Source organism: Cohnella hongkongensis (genome assembly GCF_042654645.1).
Lineage (GTDB): Bacteria > Bacillota > Bacilli > Paenibacillales > Paenibacillaceae > Cohnella > Cohnella hongkongensis.
Window position 1 is genome coordinate 483,701 of the sequence record NZ_JBHSEP010000002.1, and the last position, 22,990, is coordinate 506,690.

At 48.1% G+C, this 22,990-nt stretch carries 11 protein-coding genes and 1 pseudogene; 2 read left to right on the forward strand and 10 right to left on the reverse strand.

Annotated features, from left to right (window positions below):
- Positions 1-40 precede the first annotated feature (40 nt).
- Entirely contained in the window at positions 41-733 is a 693-nt protein-coding gene (locus ACFO3S_RS05370) for a FadR/GntR family transcriptional regulator (protein WP_378093073.1), read from the forward strand.
- Positions 730-1,938 (forward strand): CynX/NimT family MFS transporter, encoded by a 1,209-nt coding sequence (locus ACFO3S_RS05375; protein ID WP_378093075.1) that lies wholly within the window; start codon positions 730-732, stop codon positions 1,936-1,938. The genes ACFO3S_RS05370 and ACFO3S_RS05375 overlap by 4 nt, the downstream gene beginning before the upstream one ends.
- 185 nt (positions 1,939-2,123) lie before the next feature.
- Here the strand turns inward: ACFO3S_RS05375 and ACFO3S_RS05380 are convergent, their stop codons facing one another.
- The 10 genes and pseudogenes from ACFO3S_RS05380 to ACFO3S_RS05420 form a co-directional block, all read right to left on the reverse strand.
- Entirely contained in the window at positions 2,124-2,981 is an 858-nt protein-coding gene (locus tag ACFO3S_RS05380) for a hypothetical protein (protein WP_378093077.1), read from the reverse strand.
- Positions 2,978-3,532: an RNA polymerase sigma factor gene (locus tag ACFO3S_RS05385; protein ID WP_378093079.1), complete on the reverse strand. Its 555-nt coding sequence runs from the start codon at positions 3,530-3,532 to the stop codon at positions 2,978-2,980. The genes ACFO3S_RS05380 and ACFO3S_RS05385 overlap by 4 nt, the downstream gene beginning before the upstream one ends.
- Positions 3,533-3,914: 382 nt before the next feature.
- Complete coding sequence (locus tag ACFO3S_RS05390) at positions 3,915-4,220, reverse strand: hypothetical protein (RefSeq protein ID WP_378093081.1); 306 nt, start codon at positions 4,218-4,220, stop codon at positions 3,915-3,917.
- Positions 4,205-6,433 (reverse strand): RHS repeat domain-containing protein, encoded by a 2,229-nt coding sequence (locus ACFO3S_RS05395; protein ID WP_465251398.1) that lies wholly within the window; start codon positions 6,431-6,433, stop codon positions 4,205-4,207. Before ACFO3S_RS05395 ends, ACFO3S_RS05390 begins: the two co-directional genes overlap by 16 nt.
- An 81-nt stretch (positions 6,434-6,514) precedes the next feature.
- Positions 6,515-6,859 (reverse strand): annotated as a pseudogene (locus ACFO3S_RS27955) (hypothetical protein); the annotation flags it as partial.
- Positions 6,860-7,028: 169 nt separating this feature from the next.
- Positions 7,029-7,346: a hypothetical protein gene (locus ACFO3S_RS05400; RefSeq protein WP_378093085.1), complete on the reverse strand. Its 318-nt coding sequence runs from the start codon at positions 7,344-7,346 to the stop codon at positions 7,029-7,031.
- A 12-nt stretch (positions 7,347-7,358) separates the two neighbouring features.
- Positions 7,359-16,985, reverse strand: a complete 9,627-nt coding sequence (locus ACFO3S_RS05405; protein ID WP_378093087.1) for an RHS repeat-associated core domain-containing protein — start codon at positions 16,983-16,985, stop codon at positions 7,359-7,361.
- A 105-nt stretch (positions 16,986-17,090) separates the two neighbouring features.
- Complete coding sequence (locus ACFO3S_RS05410; protein WP_378093089.1) at positions 17,091-17,951, reverse strand: hypothetical protein; 861 nt, start codon at positions 17,949-17,951, stop codon at positions 17,091-17,093.
- Between the two features lie 12 nt (positions 17,952-17,963).
- Positions 17,964-18,911 carry a hypothetical protein gene (locus ACFO3S_RS05415; RefSeq protein ID WP_378093092.1) on the reverse strand — a complete coding sequence of 316 codons (948 nt, stop codon included), beginning with the start codon at positions 18,909-18,911 and terminating at the stop codon, positions 17,964-17,966.
- A gap of 17 nt (positions 18,912-18,928) precedes the next feature.
- The gene (locus ACFO3S_RS05420; protein ID WP_378093094.1) at positions 18,929-22,987 is read right to left on the reverse strand and encodes a fibronectin type III domain-containing protein; all 4,059 of its coding nucleotides are present in this window, start codon (positions 22,985-22,987) and stop codon (positions 18,929-18,931) included.
- Positions 22,988-22,990: the final 3 nt, after the last annotated feature.

A 22,990-nucleotide genomic window follows, 5' to 3' on the forward strand; every position in this document is an offset into this window, starting at 1 on the left:
CATCCTATGTTTGATAAATAGATGAAATGAGGACTGACGTATGCTTCAAAAAACAAATCGGCTGACGCTGGTCGAGCAAGTCGCATTGCAAATGGAAAGACAGATCGAATCCGGCAAGTGGGTTGTCGGAATGCGTATTCCGGCCGAGCCGGAATTGATGGTCGAATTGAATGTTAGCCGCAATACATTGAGAGAAGCCATTCGGGCGTTGATCCACGCGGGACTCTTGAAGACGAAGCAAGGGGACGGAACGTACGTCTGCTCTTCGAGCGTGCTGGGAGTCGTACTGCAAAAACGAATCATGCGCTCCGATACGCTGCAGACGTTGGAAGTCCGGCATGCACTCGAACGCGAGGGAGCCCATCTGGCCGCACAGCGCAGAACGGACGACGAAGCGCGCGAGCTTCTTCTCCAACTGGAACGCTGGGAGGAGGCGGTAGCACGCGGTGACATGGATGGCATTGTAACGGAAGATATCCGCCTTCACCAAAGCATCATTGAGGCGTCTCATAATGAAATCTTGATCGAATTATATAACCATATCGCGGACGCGTCACAGGATTCGATTACAAGCTTGACTCGTTATGAAGCCGATGCGGATTTCTTGGAGATGCACCGGCAACTGGTCGAAGCGATTATCGACCAAGACGCCGATCGTGCCGTGGCAACGGTTCACCGTCATATTGCGAAATCGAAAGCTGTCCTTGAGATCGAAGGAGGCGAGCGGCCATGAGCGTACTTAGCGATACGAAGTCAACGATGGCGAAGAAGTCGTTGTCATTGGGTTGGCCGATCATCCTTGGCATCGTCCTGATCGCACTGACCATGCGGTCGCCGCTAACGTCGGTAGGCCCATTGGTCGGCTCGATTCGCGAATCCCTCGGACTGTCGAATGCCACGGCAGGTCTGCTCACGACACTGCCGTTGCTTGCTTTCGCGCTGCTCTCACCGTTCGCCCCCATTCTGGCACGCCGCTTCGGGGTGGAGCGAACCCTGCTTTATGCGCTGGTTTTACTCATGGCGGGTATCGCGATCCGTTCGTTGACCGCAACCGCTTCTTTGTTTGTAGGCACTGCTTTGATTGGACTGGCGATTGCGGCTTGCAACGTGCTCATTCCAAGTCTGGTCAAACGGGATTTTTCTCATCAAGTCGGCCTCATGACCGGCGTGTACTCCGTGTCAATGAATTTATGCGGGGCGATCGCATCCGGTGTCAGTGTTCCAGTCGCCCGCGACCTCGGCTTCGGCTGGAATGGCGCGCTTGGCGTTTGGGGCATACTCGTTCTGTTGGCCGCGCTGTTCTGGTTGCCACAAGCTCGGCCGAGTCTTGCGTCTGCTGGGGCAGCGACGATCGGCGCGTCGAAGCGCCGAAGTCTGTGGCGTTCGCCACTGGCTTGGATGGTTACGATTTTTATGGGGATGCAGTCTCTCTTGTTCTATGTTTTGGTCGCCTGGCTGCCTGAAATCATGACAAGCCGGGGCTTGAATGAAGACAGCGGCGGTTGGATGCTGTCGCTGTTTCAGATTGCTGCGCTGCCCGTATCGTTCATTGTGCCGATCGTGGCGGGACGTATGAAGACGCAACGTTTGCTCGTTATCATCATGACGGGTCTGCTGTTTGTTTCATTGGGAGGTCTTTATTTCGGAGGAAATGCGCTTATTCCATTGTGGACCGTTTTACTCGGAATTGGCGGTGGATGTGCGTTCAGCTTGGCCATGATCTTTTTAAGCTTGCGAACGAAAGATGCCTTCGATTCCGCTTCTCTGTCCGGCATGTCGCAATCGGTTGGATATTTGCTGGCGGCTACCGGGCCGATCTTGTTCGGTTTGCTTCATGACATCACGGCAAGCTGGGGCCCTCCGCTGTTGCTGCTGCTTGTCGTTAGCACTCTGATGCTCCTGTCCGGCTTGGGCGCCTCCAGAAATCGCACGGTATAAAAACACATGAAAGAAAAAACAGACCAAAACAGGTCCGTGAATGAATGGATGAAGAAAAATAGGCAGAGCAGCAAAAAAGGTATAGAACATTCCTTCGACAGAACAAAGACTAGAAACAGGCAGGGGTCTTGTTCAAATGGTTCGCAGCTCATTTTTTATCTCCAATTGATTGCCCGTGTCACCGCTTATTTTTCAACTACAAAAGCGTCCACAATTTTTTTCATCTCCGAGGATGGGATGTTTCCGTAAATGGTATAAAGCAAATTGTTGTGTACAAAAACGGTAAGCTTCTCTGTAATACTTCCTGCTGCATAAATCAATAGACTACTCTCATCAGACGTGGCTTGGAACGTGTCTTTTAAAAGGTATGCTGTAATGCCATTCACAGGGCTTATATATTTTTCTTCATAATTATAGGTATCCAGGTTGTCCATCTCATATTCTGCGCCTCTTCCAGTGAAAAATGAAACCTTCATACTTACAGGAGACTTATAGACGGTCTCCTGATCTGCACTGTAGGTGTGTTGTCTATCACCGTTTTCCAAAATGGTTTCACTGAAGTTTTTCAAATCTCCAATGAAAAAATCACGCAATAAGAGCTCTGCAATATTTCGTTTTTCGAAGTAGCCGAAATCAACCGTTGATTCGTTACTCATTGTGTTGTGCAACAGCTTGATCTTAAGTTCATCTTCTGCGGCCTTGATATCGGTATAAGACTTATATCCGACTCTGTTCGGCTGTTTGCCGACCCATGTGAGACCATTCACCTCAATCGGTATCATTTCAAGATTGTTGTCGATAACCAAGGTTTCGTTATGGAGTGATATTTGAATGCTTCTGTATACATTTTCAGCCATAGCTGCAATCTGTTGAAATTGCACAATACAAATGATGACAACTAGCAGCACGACTGCTGCGGAGATCTGCATGTGTCGTTTGCGATTTTGCCTGCGAATTCGAATCTGATGCAATACATGTTGCTTGAACCGCACTTCTGGGGGAGTAATTTCCTCCAATTGTTTTCGGATGAGTTCCATCTTCATTGCACCCACTCCTCTTTTGCATAAGTTTCCCTATGCTCTACCTCTTTAGCAAGTCTGCTCCTCAGCCGTTCGAATCGTTTTCGAAGTGTTGATTCTGATACGCTTAATATGTGCGACAGCTCTTGGTATGACCGTTCATCCAAAACTCTGCCGTAAAGCAATGCCCTGTCTGCCACTGATAAAGACGATAATATACTATAAAGAGGCTCAGATATGTAACTTTCTTGAGCGGGGCTTATGTCTCGAGCAGAGCTCATATCTTCACTCGCTTTCCAGAGCTTAAAACTGAGTTTCCGCCTTCTCACCGCATTGATGGCCGTTGTATAGGCAATGCGATACAACCAAGCATTCATCGATGTGCCTAGCTGAAACTGCCTTCTTTTTTCGTATGCTTTAATAAAGGTATCTTGCACCACATCCTTTGCCTCTTCAACATCACACAAAATGGAGATGCAGTATCGAAGAAGCGACTTGCTATATGTATCTATTACTTCTTCAAGCGCTCTCTCATCTCCGCTAACAAAGGCATGTAGTGTTTCCTGTTCTAGCAACTTTGGCCCTCCCTCGAACTTGTATTTACTTTGTATAACGTTTTATCTGCGATATTTGTGACGTCCTTCTTGGCTCAAAGCAGATATCCGTGTTTTACGAAGTAAACAGAAGATATGAATGGAAAAGGGCGAACACCTTCGGCATCTTCCAGCCACTCCGACTCGAGTTGAAACTCTCCTGGCGACAGGGGCGAATTGTTAGTTAATTCAAACCTGAACGACGTCGGAGGAGTTGCATCTTTCAGAATATCTTTATACGGGTATTACATGGGTTATACGGGTTATTGGTTGAATGATGGGATTATTCGGCACTGGGTAGCCCCCAAAAAAAGATACCTTGAAAGGCATGTAGCCAATCAAGGTTGTTTTTGAAAACACATGCTTAGTGTGAGTCTGAATGGTACACTCCATCTTCAAATTTTCTTACAAATCCTTTGGCAGGGAAGTCAGGATAATCGAACTCCCATAGACATCCACATACATTGCACTTGTACCACTTTGAAGCATACCAGTTAATGTCTTGAACATCACTACGTCCCACATAAAACGGTTCAGTTACGGGAGTGTCTTTAAATACTCCTTTTTTAACTTGTTCATCAAAATAAGACTTTATTTCTTCAAATAGCTTAAAAGAGTCAATATCTATACCATGCCTTTCATTACAATCACATTCTATTTGCCAAACCAATTTGCATTCACCTCCGGAATATAAACTTGATTGCCGCCGCCAATCAATTGACCTGCTCCCCCATTTATGGTTTGAGGTGCTGCTGTACCTTCATATATTACAGTACCCTTTGGAACAGTAACTTTAGTAACATATTGAGTAGTATTTCCCCATTCAGGCTTTAACGCAAGGTCTACCTGTGACTGTATTCCACCATTTTGAGGCACTCTCGACATATAGCTGCCGACCTTTCCTGCCTCTCCGCCATATACTCTATAAAATGTTGTATCTTCTGTTAACACTACCTGCTTATATGTTGCACCACTAAAGGTTTCTGCTACGCTTTGCTTTAGAGGCCCTGGATTAGCGGGTGAATAGGTCACTGCTTTACCCGCACCCTCAATTGCGTTTGGCAAATCATGGCCGGAACCCTTTTTAGGTATAAGCTTGGTTTTGCCCCCTTGGATGAGTTCTCCAAAGAATAACCCAGCCATCGCAGCCTTTTCCTCAGAGGATAGACCTTTGAAATCATCTATTATTTGTTCTACATTCTTTTTAGCTCCTTTAGGATCTTTCAATGTATATTCTATCACTTCATATGCATTTAAACCCGTTTCCTTAAGGTTTTTCAGGGTCGCTTCTCCAGTACCTTTTGGATCCTGAAGCAAGTTTATCCCATAATCAAACGTTTCTCCTGTTCTGTTAAGCACCGTTGTAATAAAAGAACCTGTAAACGCCCCAAAAATATCAGTTTCTTTTTTCTTAGGTTTTTGATTAAAAACTGCAGAAAATAGAATAAAGCTGTTTTCGTAATCTTTTTGGGATTTTTCCAGACGGGCAAGACTATCCTCTGTTTTCGCTACAAGAGAATTTAATTTTATTAATGTTTGATTCGCTTCGCTTATTGGTTTCTTTATATCAACGCTTTCCAGTTTCTTCTTCAGGATCACTAATTCATCTATTTGCTTTTGTGAAATAGCTTGTGATCGTTTATTCTCCTCGATTAGCCTATTTATTTTTACAATCTGCTGATCAATTCGCGTAATTAACTGTTCCCTTTTTCTTTGTTCTTGAACACTACCCTCCATTGCTTTTTTCATCAGTGAAGATTCGTCTTCTTCCGAATAATCATCCATCGGCAATTCATGATTTATTAATTTATCCAGAGAAGATTTGACCATTTCAGGATATGTTCTACGCTCACTACTTGAATCGTTCCGATTGTTAGATCCATTAGAACCTTTAGAGCTATTATAGCTATTTGAACTTGAATTATTTTTGCTTGTTACTTTGTCCGTAATACTTAAACCTATTTTAATAATGGCGCCTACTATTCCTCCACCAACACCACTGCCGAGCACGTTACCCAAGCCACCAAATAGTCCACGTAATACAGCGTGCCCTGTTGGATCAATAAACATTATTGGATTATTATGACCATACGTATACCGATTCAAGCTAAGAGGGTTTTCATCCTCGCCCCAATACGTATCCTCCGATATAAACCGCCCGATATAAGGATCATAATACCGCGCGCGAAGATAGTACAGACCGGTTTCGGCATCGAAGAACTCTCCCGCGTAGCGGATAGAAGCAGCATACATCTCGATCGTCAAGGTCGGGTTGCCGAAAATGTCATAGTCATACTGGTTTTCGACCTCTCCGGCTTCGCTTACCGTCTGCACAACGTCGCCGTGGCCGTTGAACAAATAGTAGGACAGCTTGTTGGACGCGTCAATCCGGGCAATGTAGTTGATGCCGTGCACGTAACGAACTGCACGAGCACCCGCAGCGTCCGTCTCCAAGATGACATGCTGACGGTCATAAATATAGTTCGTAATCTTCTCCGCATAGCCATCCTCGGAGTTACGCGCGACCTTTTGCGTCCGCAGATCGTTACCGTCATAGACGAAAGTGACCGTCGAGCGGTTTCCGCCTTTGATCTTCTCCGTCTTCACCAAGCGATTAAAACCGTCAAAGGTGTTGCTGACGCTTTCGATCAAGGCACTGATATCGCCCGTAACGTCATCGCCGAACAGACTGCCGTCGGTCGCTTGCCGCTTGCCGCTGTTATACGGGAGAACAAAGCTGACCTTCGCTCGCAGTTGGTTGCCGTTATTGTCATACAGATAATCGGTTGTCTTCCTCAGCACTTCCTTGTTGTTGTCATCGTACATCGTCTCGACGAGCTTCAACAATTCATTCGCGTTGGAATAGACATACTGACTCTTCATGAGCCGGTAGGGCAGTGCCTGTTTTGTATTCGGATCAACGTAGCCGCTTAGTTGATCAGACGCATAGGTTTCGTTCAGCGTCTGGCGGTTGCCTGCCCCGTCATAGGCATATATCGTCGTTTTGCCCGGCGCTTCTACTTTCAGGATACGGCCTGCCTCATCGTAGAGGTAATTCGTCGTTCCCAAACCGTCGGTCTTCGAGAGCTGCTTTCCGACGTAGTCGTAGGTATAGCTGTATTGGGAAATGACGCTGCCGCCCGGCGCTTGGTTGGTTAAGGTTAACAGCTGATTATTCTTGTCGTACGTATAGCTCTCCTTTACTCCGCCTTCATAGGAGATCGAAGTCCGATTGCCGTTCGGATCGTAGGCGTAGGCGACGGTTTTTCCGTGAAATACGACGGTGCTCATCCGGCTCGATTGATCGTAGGTGTAGGTTGTGACGAACCCTGCGGGCCACCGTCAGGCAGAGAACACTGTGGAGGACTATACTACAGCAAACTGCCGCGCTTGCAAAAAGAGTAAGCGGAGAAGCGGCCTGTTTAGCGGCTTCCCCGGTCGGTGGTAGGCTGCAAAGCGCTGCACGAAAGCTTAGAGTCTAGGTGTTCGATACTGAAAAACTAGGATTAAAACGGATGGATATAGTTTTTTCACAATAATCAATATTCAATACTGCATTCTTAGTGCTTATCTTCTGTACTTCGACCAGTTTCAAATCGAATATAGGAGCTTTTAGATTGGGATAGGTCAGGGCAAGCAGGCATTCCCTTTCATAGATGGAAACTGTCATCGTTAACTTAAAACCAAAGGCATCCTCTTTTCGGCAGATGAACATCCCTGCTTCAGATTCCCCAATCGCTACTGGTTCACTTTCAAATATTTCAAGAAGTTCATATTCATTGTAGGATGTAAACACATTGAACCTCTCCTATTTTGGGATAACGGTAATAACGTCCCCATTTGAATTTGTAACAACATTGACATCTACACACCGATGCACCGTCGTTCCTGCAGTATTACCTGCCGTTTTAGTCCCATTCTGAATTGTGTCCTCAACTGCTGACGGAGGGATACCTCTCGGATCCACATATTTTTTTACGTAATCATTATACTCTTTGGATCCAGGTTGAAGTCCTTTGCTTGCCGCCGATTGTTTTGCTCTGGTTGTTAACTCTGCTCTTACCTCAATAGTATTAGGAGCCATTCTCTCTAGAGCATGCTCGGAGTATTTTCGACCATTAATTACATCTCCACCACGAGACATACTCCAACCGGCATTCCCCGCACTCTGAGCCCGCAAGTTACTACCAATGTTATCCCCCGCAGTAGGTTTGGTCAACTGAGGGGTCGGCTGTTTGGGAACCGGAGCCTTAATCGTTATCTCTGAAGGCTTCGTCAGCCTGCCTGAATTGATCGTAAATCCGCTGCTTGTTGCTCTCACTGCCATTGCGCCAAACGCCATGGCAAGGTTTTTGCTTTGAACCTCTCTCTGATACAGCATTTCCGCTTCTGTCATCGTAAATCCTTTATTGCTCAGTTCGTACGCCATTTCTATGCTACTAATGTTGTCCCCGTAACTTGTACCGAATAACCCTTTTTGATAGTCCATCCCGGCAAGCTTTAACCCGTCTTTGGTCATATTCCCATTGTTGTTCTTCATGAAATCCAGCGCAACCAGAACCTGTTCCAGCGATATGTCCGGGCTAGCCATGGATTGCACAAACTTGGCTTCTTTTTCTGTGACGTTGTACGACAAGCTGATTTTTGCCGATGCCGCCGAAGTGACTTCTTTCGTTTCTTTATTCGTCGTGACGATGTTCTTGGAATCCACCGTCAGATTTGTTCTTCCAATGATTGTCGTCGTAGACGTCGAAGTGCTTCCACTGCTTGCGCTCGCACTGGGAGTGGATGTAATTTTCATACCAGCACTTTGCGTCGCTTTCTCCCATTCCTTGCTCGTCATGTAGCCGCGGCTGTCGACAGCTTTTGACACGACCGTTTCAATCGCCTTCGTTTGGAAGACCAGAGGCGTAACGACTGACGCATAGGAAGCGGACTGGTCCCGAATGTATTCCGCCTGCTGCTTGATCGCTGTCCTTTCCCCGGCAGAAGTGGCCTTGTAATATGCGCTGGTAAGCGCAATGATTTTGGCTTGCGCTTCTTTATTCAGTTTTGAATCACTTTCCACCCAGTGCCCCGTCGGATCCACATACATGATCGGATCGTTATGTGCATAGGTATACCGGTTCAACGACAGCGGATCGTTGATTTTCCCCTCGTACGTATCCTCCGATATAAACCGCCCGATATAAGGATCATAATACCGCGCGCGAAGATAGTACAGACCGGTTTCGGCATCGAAGAACTCTCCCGCGTAGCGGATAGAAGCAGCATACATCTCAATCGTCAAGGTCGGGTTGCCGAAAATGTCATAGTCATACTGGTTTTCGACCTCTCCGGCTTCGCTTACCGTCTGCACAACGTCGCCGTGGCCGTTGAACAAATAGTAGGACAGCTTGTTGGACGCGTCAATCCGGGCAATGTAGTTGATGCCGTGCACGTAACGAACTGCACGAGCACCCGCAGCGTCCGTCTCCAAGATGACATGCTGACGGTCATAAATATAGTTCGTAATCTTCTCCGCATAGCCATCCTCGGAGTTACGCGCGACCTTTTGCGTCCGCAGATCGTTACCGTCATAGACGAAAGTGACCGTCGAGCGGTTCCCGCCTTTGATCTTCTCCGTCTTCACCAAGCGATTAAAACCGTCAAAGGTGTTGCTGACGCTTTCGATCAAGGCACTGATATCGCCCGCAACGTCATCGCCGAACAGACTGCCGTCGGTCGCTTGCCGCTTGCCGCTGTTATACGGGAGAACAAAGCTGACCTTCGCTCGCAGTTGGTTGCCGTTATTGTCATACAGATAATCGGTTGTCTTGCTCAGCACTTCCTTGTTGTTGTCATCGTACATCGTCTCGACGAGCTTCAACAATTCATTCGCGTTGGAATAGACATACTGACTCTTCATGAGCCGGTAGGGCAGTGCCTGTTTTGTATTCGGATCAACGTAGCCGCTTAGTTGATCAGACGCATAGGTTTCGTTCAGCGTCTGGCGGTTGCCTGCCCCGTCATAGGCATATATCGTCGTTTTGCCCGGCGCTTCTACTTTCAGGATACGGCCTGCCTCATCGTAGAGGTAATTCGTCGTTCCCAAACCGTCGGTCTTCGAGAGCTGCTTTCCGACGTAGTCGTAGGTATAGCTGTATTGGGAAATGACGCTGCCGCCCGGCGCTTGGTTGGTTAAGGTTAACAGCTGATTATTCTTGTCGTACGTATAGCTCTCCTTTACTCCGCCTTCATAGGAGATCGAAGTCCGATTGCCGTTCGGATCGTAGGCGTAGGCGACGGTTTTTCCGTGAAATACGACGGTGCTCATCCGGCTCGATTGATCGTAGGTGTAGGTTGTGACGAAACCGGTCTGATCCGTGACGGTCGAGACGTTGCCAACCGCATCGTAGGTGTAAGCCAATTGGACCGAACCGTTCTTGACCACTTCAAGCAATTTATCGTTGCTATCGTAAGAATAGCTGCTGGTCCCGCTAGCGTCGGTCATCGAAGCGCGGTTCCCGTTTTCATCATACGTATAGCTGATCCGATCGCCTGTCTCGTCGACGGTCTTGGTCAACAGCAGGTTTCTGTTGTCGTAGGTGTAACGCGTATGGTTGCCGTTGCGATCGATCATGACAGCTAGGTTCAAGCCAAGATCATAGCTGTATTCAATCGTTTTACGGTCTGCATTGGTGACCTGTGTCAGCAAGCCGAATGCGCCGTAGGCGTATTCGATCGTTTTGCCGCGGCCATCGGTCATATAAAGCTTGTTGCCGGCATTGTCGTAACCGTATGTGGTCGCGATACCGAGCGGATCAGTCACCTGAACAAGGCGGCCTGCCGCATCGTACGCAAATGCCATTTTATTACCTAGCGCATCGGTTTCTTCCGTTCTCTCTCCTGCTGCATTATAGCGATACGCAGCCTGAAACAAAGCCGGATTGTTCTTCGCTGCAAGCTCCGGATCGACGGTTTGGACCAGCCGATTCGCCAGATCGTACGTATACAGAGTTCCGTAACGAGCCGCATCGTTAGAGGCGGAGAGGTAGCCTTTGGCATCGATCTTTTTGATCACATTGCCACTCGCATCGTATACATTCACGCTGATGATCGTGCCGTATGCATCTGTCGTAGTGACCAACCGGTTCAATTTGTCGTACGCGAAGCTCATCGTGTCGCCTTTGGCATTCGTCACCGCGATCCGGTTGCCGGCAGAATCATACTGAGTCGTCACCGATTGGTTCAGCGAATCGGTCACGGTAATTAGACGATTCAGGCCGTCGTAAGCATACGTCGTGACGAATCCCCGTTCGTTGCGTACGGCGATCTTATTACCGGCCTTGTCGTAGGTGTATTGCGTGTACACGTCTTGGCCGTCCTGTTTACGGATGATTTTGTCCACGCGGTTTAAGGCGTCGTACGTGTACGTGACGGCATACCTGTCGCGATTGTCCGTGTCCTCCGCGGCGAACGCGTAAGCGCGCGGATCGATTTGTTTGATTTTGTTGCCGAGCAGATCGTACTCGTAACTAGTAATTAGACGAATTTGTCCCGGATACGCCGGATCGCGCAAATAGGCGATATTAGCCAGACTTGCGGCGTCCGCCATATTCTGCTCATCCACCAAGCGAATATCGGCTATTTTCCTGTCCTGGTTGTCGTACGTGAACTCCTCCACGTCATACAGGTTTTTATCCCGCAGCATTTCCTTCTTAACCACGTTGCCGTTCTTGTCATAAGCGTATTTCGTATAGGCGCCGCCGTTGTCGGATACGGTTAATAAGAGATTGTTGTCGGTATACGTATAACTGGTCTCACGAATAAAAGACGTATCCCTCGAACTGGTTATCGCTTGCTTGATTACGTTGCCGACCTTGTCGTGGACGGTCGTTTCCACAGCGTACACAACGTTACCGCCGGCATCGAATTCAAGCGGCGTCCGCTTTTCGATCATCCGATGATTGGCGTCATATTTGAACAACGTGACGCTGCCGCGCTTGTCCTTCTGGGAAATCAGATTCCCCGCCAGATCGGTTTTGAATTCCTGCGTATTTCCGTAAGGATCGGTAACTGTTCTTTGTTTGCCTAAACCGTTATAAGCATATTTTGTCGTATTGCCGAGTTGATCCGTTTCCACGGTTTTGCGGCCGAGTTTGTCGTAGCCGAACGAAACCTCGCCTCCATCGGCATAGGCGACAGACTTCAGCGTACCGTCCGGGTTGTAATCGTAGACGGTCGTGTTGCCATTCGCGTCGATTTGACGAATCAGACGTCCCAATACATCGTAAGCATACAACGTGGCATTGCCTAATGCATCGGTTTCCTTAACGAGCTGGCCTAATCCGTCATATTCGTAGGCAATTCCTTGAGATGCTTCCATATTTCCCGTGTAGCGCAAACCGTCTACCGTTTTTTGCACCCGGCCGTTGGCATCGTATCGAATATAGGTGAGCCGGTCTCCATCGGGAGAAACTGTAGAAATCCAGCGGTTCATGTTGTCGTAAATGTAGGAAGTTCCGATCATCGTCAACGCCTGATCGGCTGTATCCTTTGCCGGATCATACTGGTTCGGTGAGATCTGCTTAATTAGATTGCCCATAGCATCAAACAGGTAACGGGTTGTCGCGTCAGATCCGTCCGCTGCAGGAGCGATTTGCCGGATCAGGCGGTTCAGCCCGTCATATTCGTAGCGTGTAGAAACGCCCCTTGCATCCAATTGCTCAATCAGATTGCCGTTGTCGTCATAGCGGTATTCGGTCGCCGCCAGCAGCGGATCGGTCTGTTTCGTCAGCTTTCCATCCGCATCGAAAATAAACGTGGTTTTGTTGCCATTAGGGTCCGTTTTGCTCTTGATCAGACCGTTTTTATAGTACATGTACGATGTCGTCGATAGTACCCGATCCGCATATTCGTTGTCGAACTTGGCCCCTGCTAAAGCCTGCATTTCCAAGCCGGAAGTTTGAACCAGCGTCGATTCGCTGACAAGCCGGGATTGCACGTCATATGCGAATCGCTTGACGTCCGTATAGCTGTCGGATACTTTTTGCTTCTCCGTTACCCGGTTGCCGGCACGATCGTATTCGTAATCCTTTTCCCTTCCGAACGGACCGGATACGCGAATCAAGCGTCCCGCCTTGTCATAGGTATTCTGAACTTTATCTCCGGAGGATAAGGCCGTTTCGCCGCTGCCGCCTCGCGGTTTTCGAGCCTCCAAGGTTTCCTGCGCGATCAGGCGGTTAGCTTCATCGTACGCTTTTTGAGTCAGCTTGTAGATATCGTATGCGCCGTCCGTACGGATAAATTCCCGCTTGGACGTTTCGTTCCCGGAAGGATCGTAATTGTACAGGGTCCGATTTCCCGCCTGGTCGACGCTTTCCGTCAACTCTCCCTTCGATGAATACTTTAATATTTTAGAGGTTCCGTCAGGGTAATTTATGCGATAAGGCTTTCCAAAAACGTTGCTGTAAGCCTTCGTCGTGTGACCTGCCCGGTCCGTCTTGGCGGCCCGGATTTTTCCCGTGAGATCGTAATCGTAAAGCTCCTTCTTGCCGTCCGGATACACGGTTTCTTTCAGCATTCCGTTCAAATAATAGGCGTTCGTTGTTCGATTTCCCAGCGCGTCCGTTTGCGAGAGCACATGGCCGGTGGCATCGTACGTATACTCAGCCGTCACCTTATGGGTCCCGTTCATCCGATTTTCTTCCGCCGTTTGCGCAGATATAAAAGCGGTTTGTTTGTCAAGAACGTTGTACACGTACTTTTTGCCTACAGATCGGGCCGGATCGCTCTCGATGTATCCTTCCCCGTCCGCTTCCAGAGTCAGGTTGCCTCTGCCGTCATATTCTCTGTAATCCGTTACCGTGCGTGCGGTGCCATCATAGACAGAAGTTTTCACCAAACGGTTCAGCGCGTCATAGGCATATTCGATACCGGGCGCTTGATCCGTAGATTGCGACATGTACCGCGGATCGATTTTTTTAATGAGATTTCCGTTCTCGTCATACACGAACCGGGTCATATTGCCGAGCGGATCGATCGTGCTCGTCTGTCTTCCCAGACCGTCGTAAGCAATGGACACCGTAGCCGCCTGCCCCTGAACCGTCATCGTTGCCGAGACTTGGTTCCCCCGTTTGTCATACTTATAGGTGGTATATTTGAAAGAACTGCTTTCGGTAAAAGGTTCTTTTTTCTCGACAACGTGATTCAGGTAATCATAAGTATAAGCGGTCACATCATACCCGCTGCCGTTATCTACATGCTCCTCAATAAGGTTGCCGACGTCATCGTAAATGTATTTTTTGTTGTAATTCCCTTGCACATCGTCACCGCTGCCGCCGCCCGCTGCCCTCAAGGTCCCGCTTTCTTCCTTGACGCGGCCGGCATAGTCGTAGTCGTACGTATAGGCAAGGAACTCATTCTCTCCTGCATCCGCATAGCGGAGCTCCTGCGTCTTATTCCCGTTCGGGTCATAGCGATAATGGATATGCGACTTACGGCCTACGTCGATTTTATGATATTCATCGGATACGCGATTCATAGAGTCATACGCGTAGGAAATGTCGGAAGCGACACTGTCCAGTCCGCGCACGATTTGACCCTTCTTGACGTTAACGGTGTTGCCCGCCGCATCATAACTATATTTTGTGTAGAAATAATCAGTGGATTCATTTTCATGAACCCTCTGTTCGGTTTCCCGACCTGCTGCATCGTAGAGTATCCGAGTCATTTTGCCCCCGGGCTCCGCTTGCTGCGAAATCTGATCCAGAGCATTATACACGTACCCGGTTTCATTCCCGAGCGTATCGATCTTCTTTATCCGCCTGCTCTGATAATCGTACTCATAGCGTGTCACTCCGCCTCTGGCGTCGGTTTCGGACAACAAGTCTCCCACAAAATTGTACGAGTAGATGGTAGAGAAAAAATGACTGTTGTCCGGCGTCTTTTCCAGCTTGACCAGTCGGTTCAGAATGTCGTAATAGTATTTGTTCGCATACCCGTCCTGATCCGTGATCGTGACGAGAAGAGGAGTGTCGCGGTCGTTTAATATCGTGTATTTAACGACAATGGAGCCTTTGTCGATCGTGTCTTTTTCCTTATAGGTTTTACGAACGAGTCCATACGCACTGTCATAGGCGTACAGGATGCTGTGGCCGTTCGCATCCGTTTCTTTGGTTTTGTTTCCTTTGGCATCGTATTCGTAAGTCGTTAGCGTTTGCATCTGACCGTCGGCTTGCAACATGGATTGCAGCAGATTTCCCAGAATATCGTAGGTGTAACTGAATTGGTTTCCATTAGGATCCGTATATTGAATGTTCATATCGGCATAAGGATTCTCTTGATAAACGTACTTTTTGAGAGATCCGTCGGGCAGGTTGGTTTGAGTCACTCTGCTAAGCACATCATATTCGTAAACGGTCTGGTTGCCATTCGGATCCACTTCTATAGTTAAGTTGCCCGTATTAAAATCATAGGCGTACGTATGAGCCAATGGGATTCCGTCGACAACGGTATATTTTTTCGACAAATATGCTCCTTTTGTGTCCTTGCCACTCGCATCAACTCCGTATTCATAATTCGTTACAAAAGATTGACCGCTCGCATTCTGCTTTTTCTGCGTTACGTTGCCATAGCTGTCATATTGATAATCGATCGTGGTCCAGTTTGCAGCGTCCCCGACGTTTACTTTGGTTTCCTTGATTACATTTCCTTTATTGTCGACATCGTAAAGAATCTGCGAATTGGTGATTTTGTCTATATTCCAGGTCTTCGATGTGAGAACGTGAAATTTGTCATAGGCATACGTATACACAACAGTATGCTTGCTGTCGAGCGGATAGCCGTTCGTATCCCGCGTAGCTTCGGGCCCTGTATAGTTGGTCAAATTCCCGTATTCGTCATAACGGTAATTTTCAATTTTTTTCACAGATGCGCCTTGCGCTTTTCCGTCCACGACCTGCAACGATACCGTTTCTTTCTTTTTGATTAGCTTCATTTCGTCGTGTTCGGTGGTCGTCGTCTCGTTATGATCATGGCCTTTGCTTTCCTTCATAATCAATTGATGCAATCCGTCATACGTGTAGGTTGTTGTGCTGCCATTCAGTTCTTTGATCTGCGTAGAATAGCGATACGTATCCTTCAAATAAGCCATGTTATATTCATTGTATCCCGAGGTGCCGAATCCGTCCGGCTCGTTCGTATAGCTGTACCCGGTTTTGTTTTTAATTTCCGTAACGAAACGGTCTAAGAAGCCGCTCTTGGATGCGTCATAGCTTTTTTTAATCCGCTCTTCGGCTTCAAAAATTTTGCGGTATTGCATGCTGCCCGAGCTCAGCCGCTTTGTGTATGTATTGTAAGCATAGCGCTTGATCCGGTTCGTTTTGGCGTAATCGATCTGCACCAGATTCTCGTAGCGGTTGTACACGGCGTAGTTCTTACCGTTCATGTAAGTAAAGCCAAGCTCGGGCTGCTCGTACCAATAGTGATATTTCACATGGTTATCTGCATCGAAAACCCTTTGCAGCCTTGTGCGCATGACATGCTTGGACGAACTGACCAACACCGCCGATTTGTCGTATACGATCTGTTTATTTCCGGGCAGACGGACGATGACCTGGAACTTGCCCTGCAGATCGCCGGAATCGGTGTTATTCGGATTTTGAGACGCTTTATAGCTGTCGCTTGCGCTGTAAGGAGGATTCTCGATGAGACCGACGGTAAACGACGGATCTTCTTTGTATTCGATTGTCGTCACTCTGCCGATCGTATCGGTGATCTGGGAAATCAATCTCTTGTTGACCGTTTGCCCGTCGATCGTATAAGACAGAGTCGTATATTCGAACTTGATCGTGTTTCCGTATCGGTCAACCATGCCCAGAATCCGGCCGTCCGCTGCGAAATAAGTCTTTTTCCCCGCCTTATCTGTCATAACGAACTTGGAAGTGCCGTCGGTCTGACCGTTACTGAACGCAGAAGCGTATCTCACTACGACATCCTTGATCGTCTGTCCTTCTGGCAGCAGAACCGGTGCTCCTGACATCGTATCGGCTTTCAAACGGTAGACATCCCCGTTCTCCGTATGCAGAAAGTCGGTGCTCGTACCGTCGGAATTTTGTCGAACTTCAATCATAGGAAAGGAAAAGCGCATGCCGATGCCGAGATTATAGCGATCTTCATTAAAAGAAGAAGTCTTCATATCTGAAGAAACATAGTCCACCCATGCGCCATTCAGATATTTGACCTTCATTTCTTGTACATTGGACGTATCATTTTTATAGATTCTCTTAATCTCCAAATCCAGTCCGTTACGTCCGGGCAGCACGTAATCGATCTGCGTTAAAGTCAACTCGCCATTCTGGGTGCTGATATGCTCTTCGGACTTGTTGTTTTGCAAATATACAGGCGACAGCATCGTGTTATACTGCTGTTTGGGTCCAACTACATTGTTCAATTGATCTTCCAACGTTTCGGCATAGGCAGCCCGCAAGGGGACGGCCAAAAACAGAAAGCCGAAAAACAAAATTTTAGAATACGGTTTCAGCTAGGCGTCCCCCTTTCATTCATACTTTTCCGTATAAGCTTGCGCCAAAATGGCTTCTTCCGAGTAGCCTGCTTTGATTTGCTCGATAACCGAGTCCACATTCTTCCCTGCTTTGTTGGCGATGACAAAGGCTTGGGCCACCTGATCTTCGGTCAATTTTCCGGATGCGGTGTATTTATCCAGTTGTTCAGCGGTAATTTGCACACGAGGGAGCTGATCCGCATTGTAGAGAATGCCGAGATCGGCACTCACCGCCTTCCAACTGATCGCCTTAAGCCTATCGCCTATAATCTCCTCAAAAGGCTTATCTAGCGCAAAAGAGACTCTATCGGCAATCATGATATCGTCCGTGCTTAAATTAGGGGTTTGCATCAGCTGTTCGAGATAAGCCGAATCGAAAGCTCTGGGAGTAAACACGGGATGAGCTTCGGCGTATTCGGAAAAAATGGCGCTCCACGCTTTTCCGCCCTTCTTGTTTACTACCATCCGTTCAAGATCGCTTAACTGACCATAGCTCTGATATAAAAATTCATAGGCGATCAGAACATTCGGCAGCTTATGGTTCTCCGCTACTAGTCTCTCGATCTCTTGCTTGTATTTGTCGTGAACGCTCAATTCGATCAATAGATTCTTGTAATGGGTCACATTTTTTTCGTAGTTGCCCGGGTCAGACTGCTTGATCTTGTCTAAAACCTGCTGCGAGATCACAATGGAGTCTGCGTTGATGACATCCATCGCAGACGAATCAAGAGCCGGCGGCATGGCCGTCGAACTTGTAGCGGAAGTCGAGCTCACCATGGCAAATGCGGCATATCCGGCCGGCAATGTCATGGCGACTATGATGGCTACCAGAAATAACTTCGATATTTTTCTCATAGGTCAAGCCTCCTACTGCCTATTGGGGTCGATCGACTGAATTTCTTTCATGACGGCATCGGTCGGATTCTCGGGCTTTATGTTTATCGCATTCGGGTTCGGAACATCCGGCAGCGGATGATTCATTTGCGATTCGACAGGGAAAGCTGCTGCATTATGACTTGTCGTGAAGTCACTCTGGCTTAATGCATTGCCCTGATGAATGGCTTCCAGCATTCGATTCTCGATTTTGTCGATCGAGATGACAGAATCCGGGTTGATGCCGATACTCTTATCTGCTTTATCCTGAAAATACTTTTCCTTATCCGTGAAATATTCCTCAAAATTTAAGCCGATTTGCAGCGCAAAAAGATACTCGTTCATCACATTATCGATGCTCCCGAATTCCTTTTTTAATACGGTCATGGCATATACCGCCGTTTTCAAGTTGAATTGAGCGCCGATCTGGATGTATGCGTTCAAATCCTTGCTGTCTTGATTCTCGTCCTTTAAGTCCGCTATAGGCTGCTCCGGACGATTGTCAACGGAACGAACGATTTCCTGCAGTTGGAAAAGAACTCTTTCCGCTAGCAGCTTGGCTTCCGTTATTTCGGCCTGAGTAAAGCCTGCATCCGTTAATTTCTTAATGAAGTCCTCATCCAAGCCGCTATCGGCAAGAAGCTGGCTCCTCCCGGCTTTTGCGACTCCGTTCAAACCGTCATCCCGTTCGGAGAGCAAGGCGATAATATCGTTCCATGATTTCCCGGTGCTTCTCCATTGCAAAATTTCCTCTTGGCTTGCCCCGGAAAGGTTCGATAATTCCACCGCAATGCGCTTCTCATCGTCAGCGTTTTCTGCAGATGCGGTGATGCTCGATGCGCTTTTCGGATTGAAGCCAATTCCCGTCAGCAGCTGCAGCACTAAAACTGCACCGAGACAGATGGCTAGCCATTTATAAATTCTTTTAGATCCGGTTTTCATATTCTCACCTCGACGCTTTATTCCACTCTAAATTGTATGAAAGATTGTCCGTCGATCTTGGATTTGAACACGATCGACGTAATTTCTCCAGACCAGACCGTACCGGGCGCAACGCTTTGATGTACCCGAAATTCGATCATACCCGGCACATTCTTCACCGACAAAGGAGAGCCGGGAATTGTGCCGGTACTCTGAACATTCTTCTCTGGCGTGAAGCTGTATAAGTCGATGACTTCCAATTCATCCGGATTGTACGTCACGATAAACTTTCTCTCGCTGAAATCCTTGACGTCGAACGCCAGCAAAGAGAAATGAAAGGCTTGCCCTTGTACGACTTGAACCCGATAATCTGGATTGGTGGTGCTCGTGACAAGAACGGGACTCCATGCCGTTACTCCGGTCATGTTCTTCGCTCTCACCCGATAAGTGTGAGTCGTTCCCGGCGATAGGCCTTCATCCAAATAAATCGTATTGTAGCCACCGTCCACCGTTTTTCCGTCGATTTCGATATCATATCCGGTTGCGCCCTCGACCCGCCCCCATCGCAACTCGATGCTGTCGTTCGTAGGGAATGCCTCCAATTGGCCTGGAGCGTCCGGCGGATTCGGCAGAGTGGATAAGGAAAGCACGGCCACCCAAACCCCCGAGGTCCCGCTCTGCTTCAACCTGATTTTATAGGTGTGATATTCATTCGGCGGAAGCCCGGTTTGCTGAAACAATGTGCTGCTTCCGTTGTCCACAATGACGCCGTCCGCCTCGACCTCATACTCCGCTTCAGGAGCGACTGCGTCCCAGGATAGGGTAATGGATGAATTGGTCACCACTGCTGCGATATTCGTAAGAAAATCGCTTGTATCGCTTTGTCCCGGCAGCGTCTTCATCGCAACAGGATTGCTCCATTCGCTCTTTCCGCTTATATTGACTGCGCGAATCCGATACTTATGCCTGCTATCGGGCGATAAGCCGGTATGAATAAATTGCGCACTTGTCGAATTCATGATCGTTATCCCGTTGATTTCAATGTCATAGCTTTCCGCGTGCGGCACCTCGTACCAAATCAAAGAGATTGCCGTTTCATCCGCCGTCATCATGATATTCGTCGGAATATCCGGCTTTTCCGGATGCGTTGTTACATCCAGCGGCAGGCTCCACGGACTTGTCCCTCCCGCATTTACGGCTCTGACCCGGTACGAATGCCCGCTTAGCGGATCCAACCCCTCATGGATGTATGTCGTACGGGTCCCGTTATCGAGAATCGCTCCGTCCGCCTCAATTTCGTAACGATCGGCACCATCGACCGGGGCCCAATTCACCGTAATCCGATGAATAGTCGGCTGGGCAGCAAGCTGTTCGGGTACGCTCGGCGGATACGGCAGGGTGATTGACGTAACCGCACTGCTCCACTCGCTGGCCCCCCCGGCATTCTTCGCTCTGACTCGGTAGGTATGTTTGGTTAAAGGCTGCAATCCCTTATCCACGTAGGATGAAAGATTGCCGGCATCGATCACTTTCCCGTCCGCTTCAATATCGTACCCGTCAGCGGCTACAGAGGTGTCCCAGGTGACCGTAACCTCCGTTTGCGTCGATGTCGTTTGTATATTGACCGGTATCGGCGGCGGATTAGGCAGAGTATATACTGTAATCAGCGGGCTCCAGTTCCCCGTTCCACCCGCATTGATGACCCGCACTCGATACTTATGCGGAGTATTGGGAGCAAGATTGTTATGCACATAGGTCGCGGAAGCGCCGTTAGGAATAATTGCGCCATCCGCCTCTACGTCGTAGCCCATCGCTCCGCTAATCGCAGGCCAGGACAATGTGATCGAGCGCTGCTTAGCGATTGGTGTAATCGCGGTAGGAGGAGCGGCAAGCGTCATTCCCGTTAGGACTGCACTTGTAGCGGTTTCGACTCCTGCTCCGTTCCGCGCTTTTACTTTCAAAGCGTACGAAGTATTTGCCGTAAGTCCGGTTACGGTGATCTTTTTATTGACTGGAGCAAACCAGACGGGAGCGGCGGTTAATGTTCCATTCGCGTTAACGTAACGGTCGCCCGCCTGAATGACGTATTTGGTTTCAACCGGGTTGGTATCGTTGATGGATAGATCCAAGCTGGTTTCCATAGAACGGGTTATGGATAACGCAGGATTCTGAGCTGCTGTATAGATCTGCTGCTCGCGTGAAGAAACAAGGCCGACCTTGTCCCTCGCCTCGAATTTCACCTGATATACCGTATTAGGCATCAAATTTGAAACCGTGTATGACGTTTGGCTAGTCCAACCGCTTGTCATTGTTCCGACGGTATAACGATACGCGGACGCTTCCAGACCTGAACCGCCATCGCTTGCGGAACCGGAAATCGAAACCGAACTACTGGTAGACGTAATGTTTACTGAACCTAACGAAGGCGCGGTTTTATCCACATATACATCGACCGACTTTTGACCCGTCTGTCTCCCGTTGCTGACGGTAAATCTGAACGTATGCTTCCCTTCTGCCAATGCACCTATATTCATCGCGCTAAAGCTGACCGTTTGCGCCGTTTGCGGATTGGAGACCGATTTCGTTTCTCGCGGCGATGCTTCATTATCCAGATAATAAGCAGCAGTCAGTGGGGTTGCATCCGGTCCCGTCACCTTGATGATCGGAATAAACGAATTGTCGTTCGGTCCAAAAAACTGATTTCCGACGGGTGCGACCACTTCCGTAATTTTGGGTATCGGCGTATAGGTTATAGTTAATGTCGGAGAGAAATAATACCGCAGCGTTTCGGTGTCCGTAAGTCTCGGAAACAGCTTAATCCCGTAATTGGGGTTTCCTGCAAGCACGTGTCTTACATAGGTCTCCATCCCCGTAACAATAGTGGGTGGTACGTAACTATTAGTAGCTCCAGTAGTGTTAACAATATTAATTAATTGACCCTGACCCGGTACTTGGGAAGGATCGCTCGGCGACCAAGGCGATGAGTTTATATAGAATTCTATAGTTAATGCATGGTCATCACGATGTGATTTTGAACGGTTCAAGGTTAAGTAGGCGCTCTGGACAACCCCTTCAATAGAAGACAAATCGAAATTCATAAAACCGATAGAACCGTATGTATACGCTTTGCCGCCAACGTATATTCCGGAAGCAGGAGAAGAGTAAGATAGACCGCCTGAAACGTATGGATAGGCGAATTGATTTGCAATCTGCGTTACGGATGTTGTCACTGTAGGATCCACTTCGATCGGATAAACTAACCCTGAGTCATCCACAGTAAGATCGATGTATTGCTTATTTCCTTGCTTTCTCAAAACCTGCTCAACAGACCTGAACGTTCCATTGGCATCGATCAGCCAAGCCGGCAAAACAAAAAGCTGATCAGTAGCCAATTCCGGGTTAAAATCCCCCTCTACTTCAAACGAAAAGGTCAATGGCGCATTTTTATCCTTAAGGATAAAGGTTTCTTTCACTCCCCCGCCAAGCACCTTTAACGACACATCCGTCGATTCCCAAACGTCCACATATGTCAATGTCTGTTTGTCTGTCAAATTAGCCTTTGCTTTGTTAGCTCCGATCGGCTTGAACGTAAGTTGGTCCTGCCCTTTCTGAATACGATAGCCTTGCTGAAAATTTTTAGGCAATGAAACATTGAATGGAACCTGTAGAGCTTTGTATGAGGTATTGTCATCGTCAAACGTTTTTTGCCGATTTAGTTCCTTGTTCTTTTTAATCATTTGTTTGACTTCGCTAAAGACTTCACGTGACATCGGCATATTCAGATCTTGAATTTCCGCTTCTTCGATTAATGTGGGGATGATATCCTGCCAGTTACCATTCTGGTCCAGATAGTGCTGGGGCTCCAACGTAGAGACCATCTGCCTCGAGCCGTTCTCCAGCAGATAGTGCTTCGTGTTGGCTGTACGTTCCTCCACTAGTTCCTTCCTGCCTGTCTTATCATCAAGCATGGTTGATGCGGTCGCTGTTGATGCTTGCATTTCTCCGCTTTGCCCGGATGCGTAGCTTGATTGATGGGATAATGAAAGAACAAGAAATAAGGATATCCACAATGCTGACAGCGTCTTTTGATACGACAATCG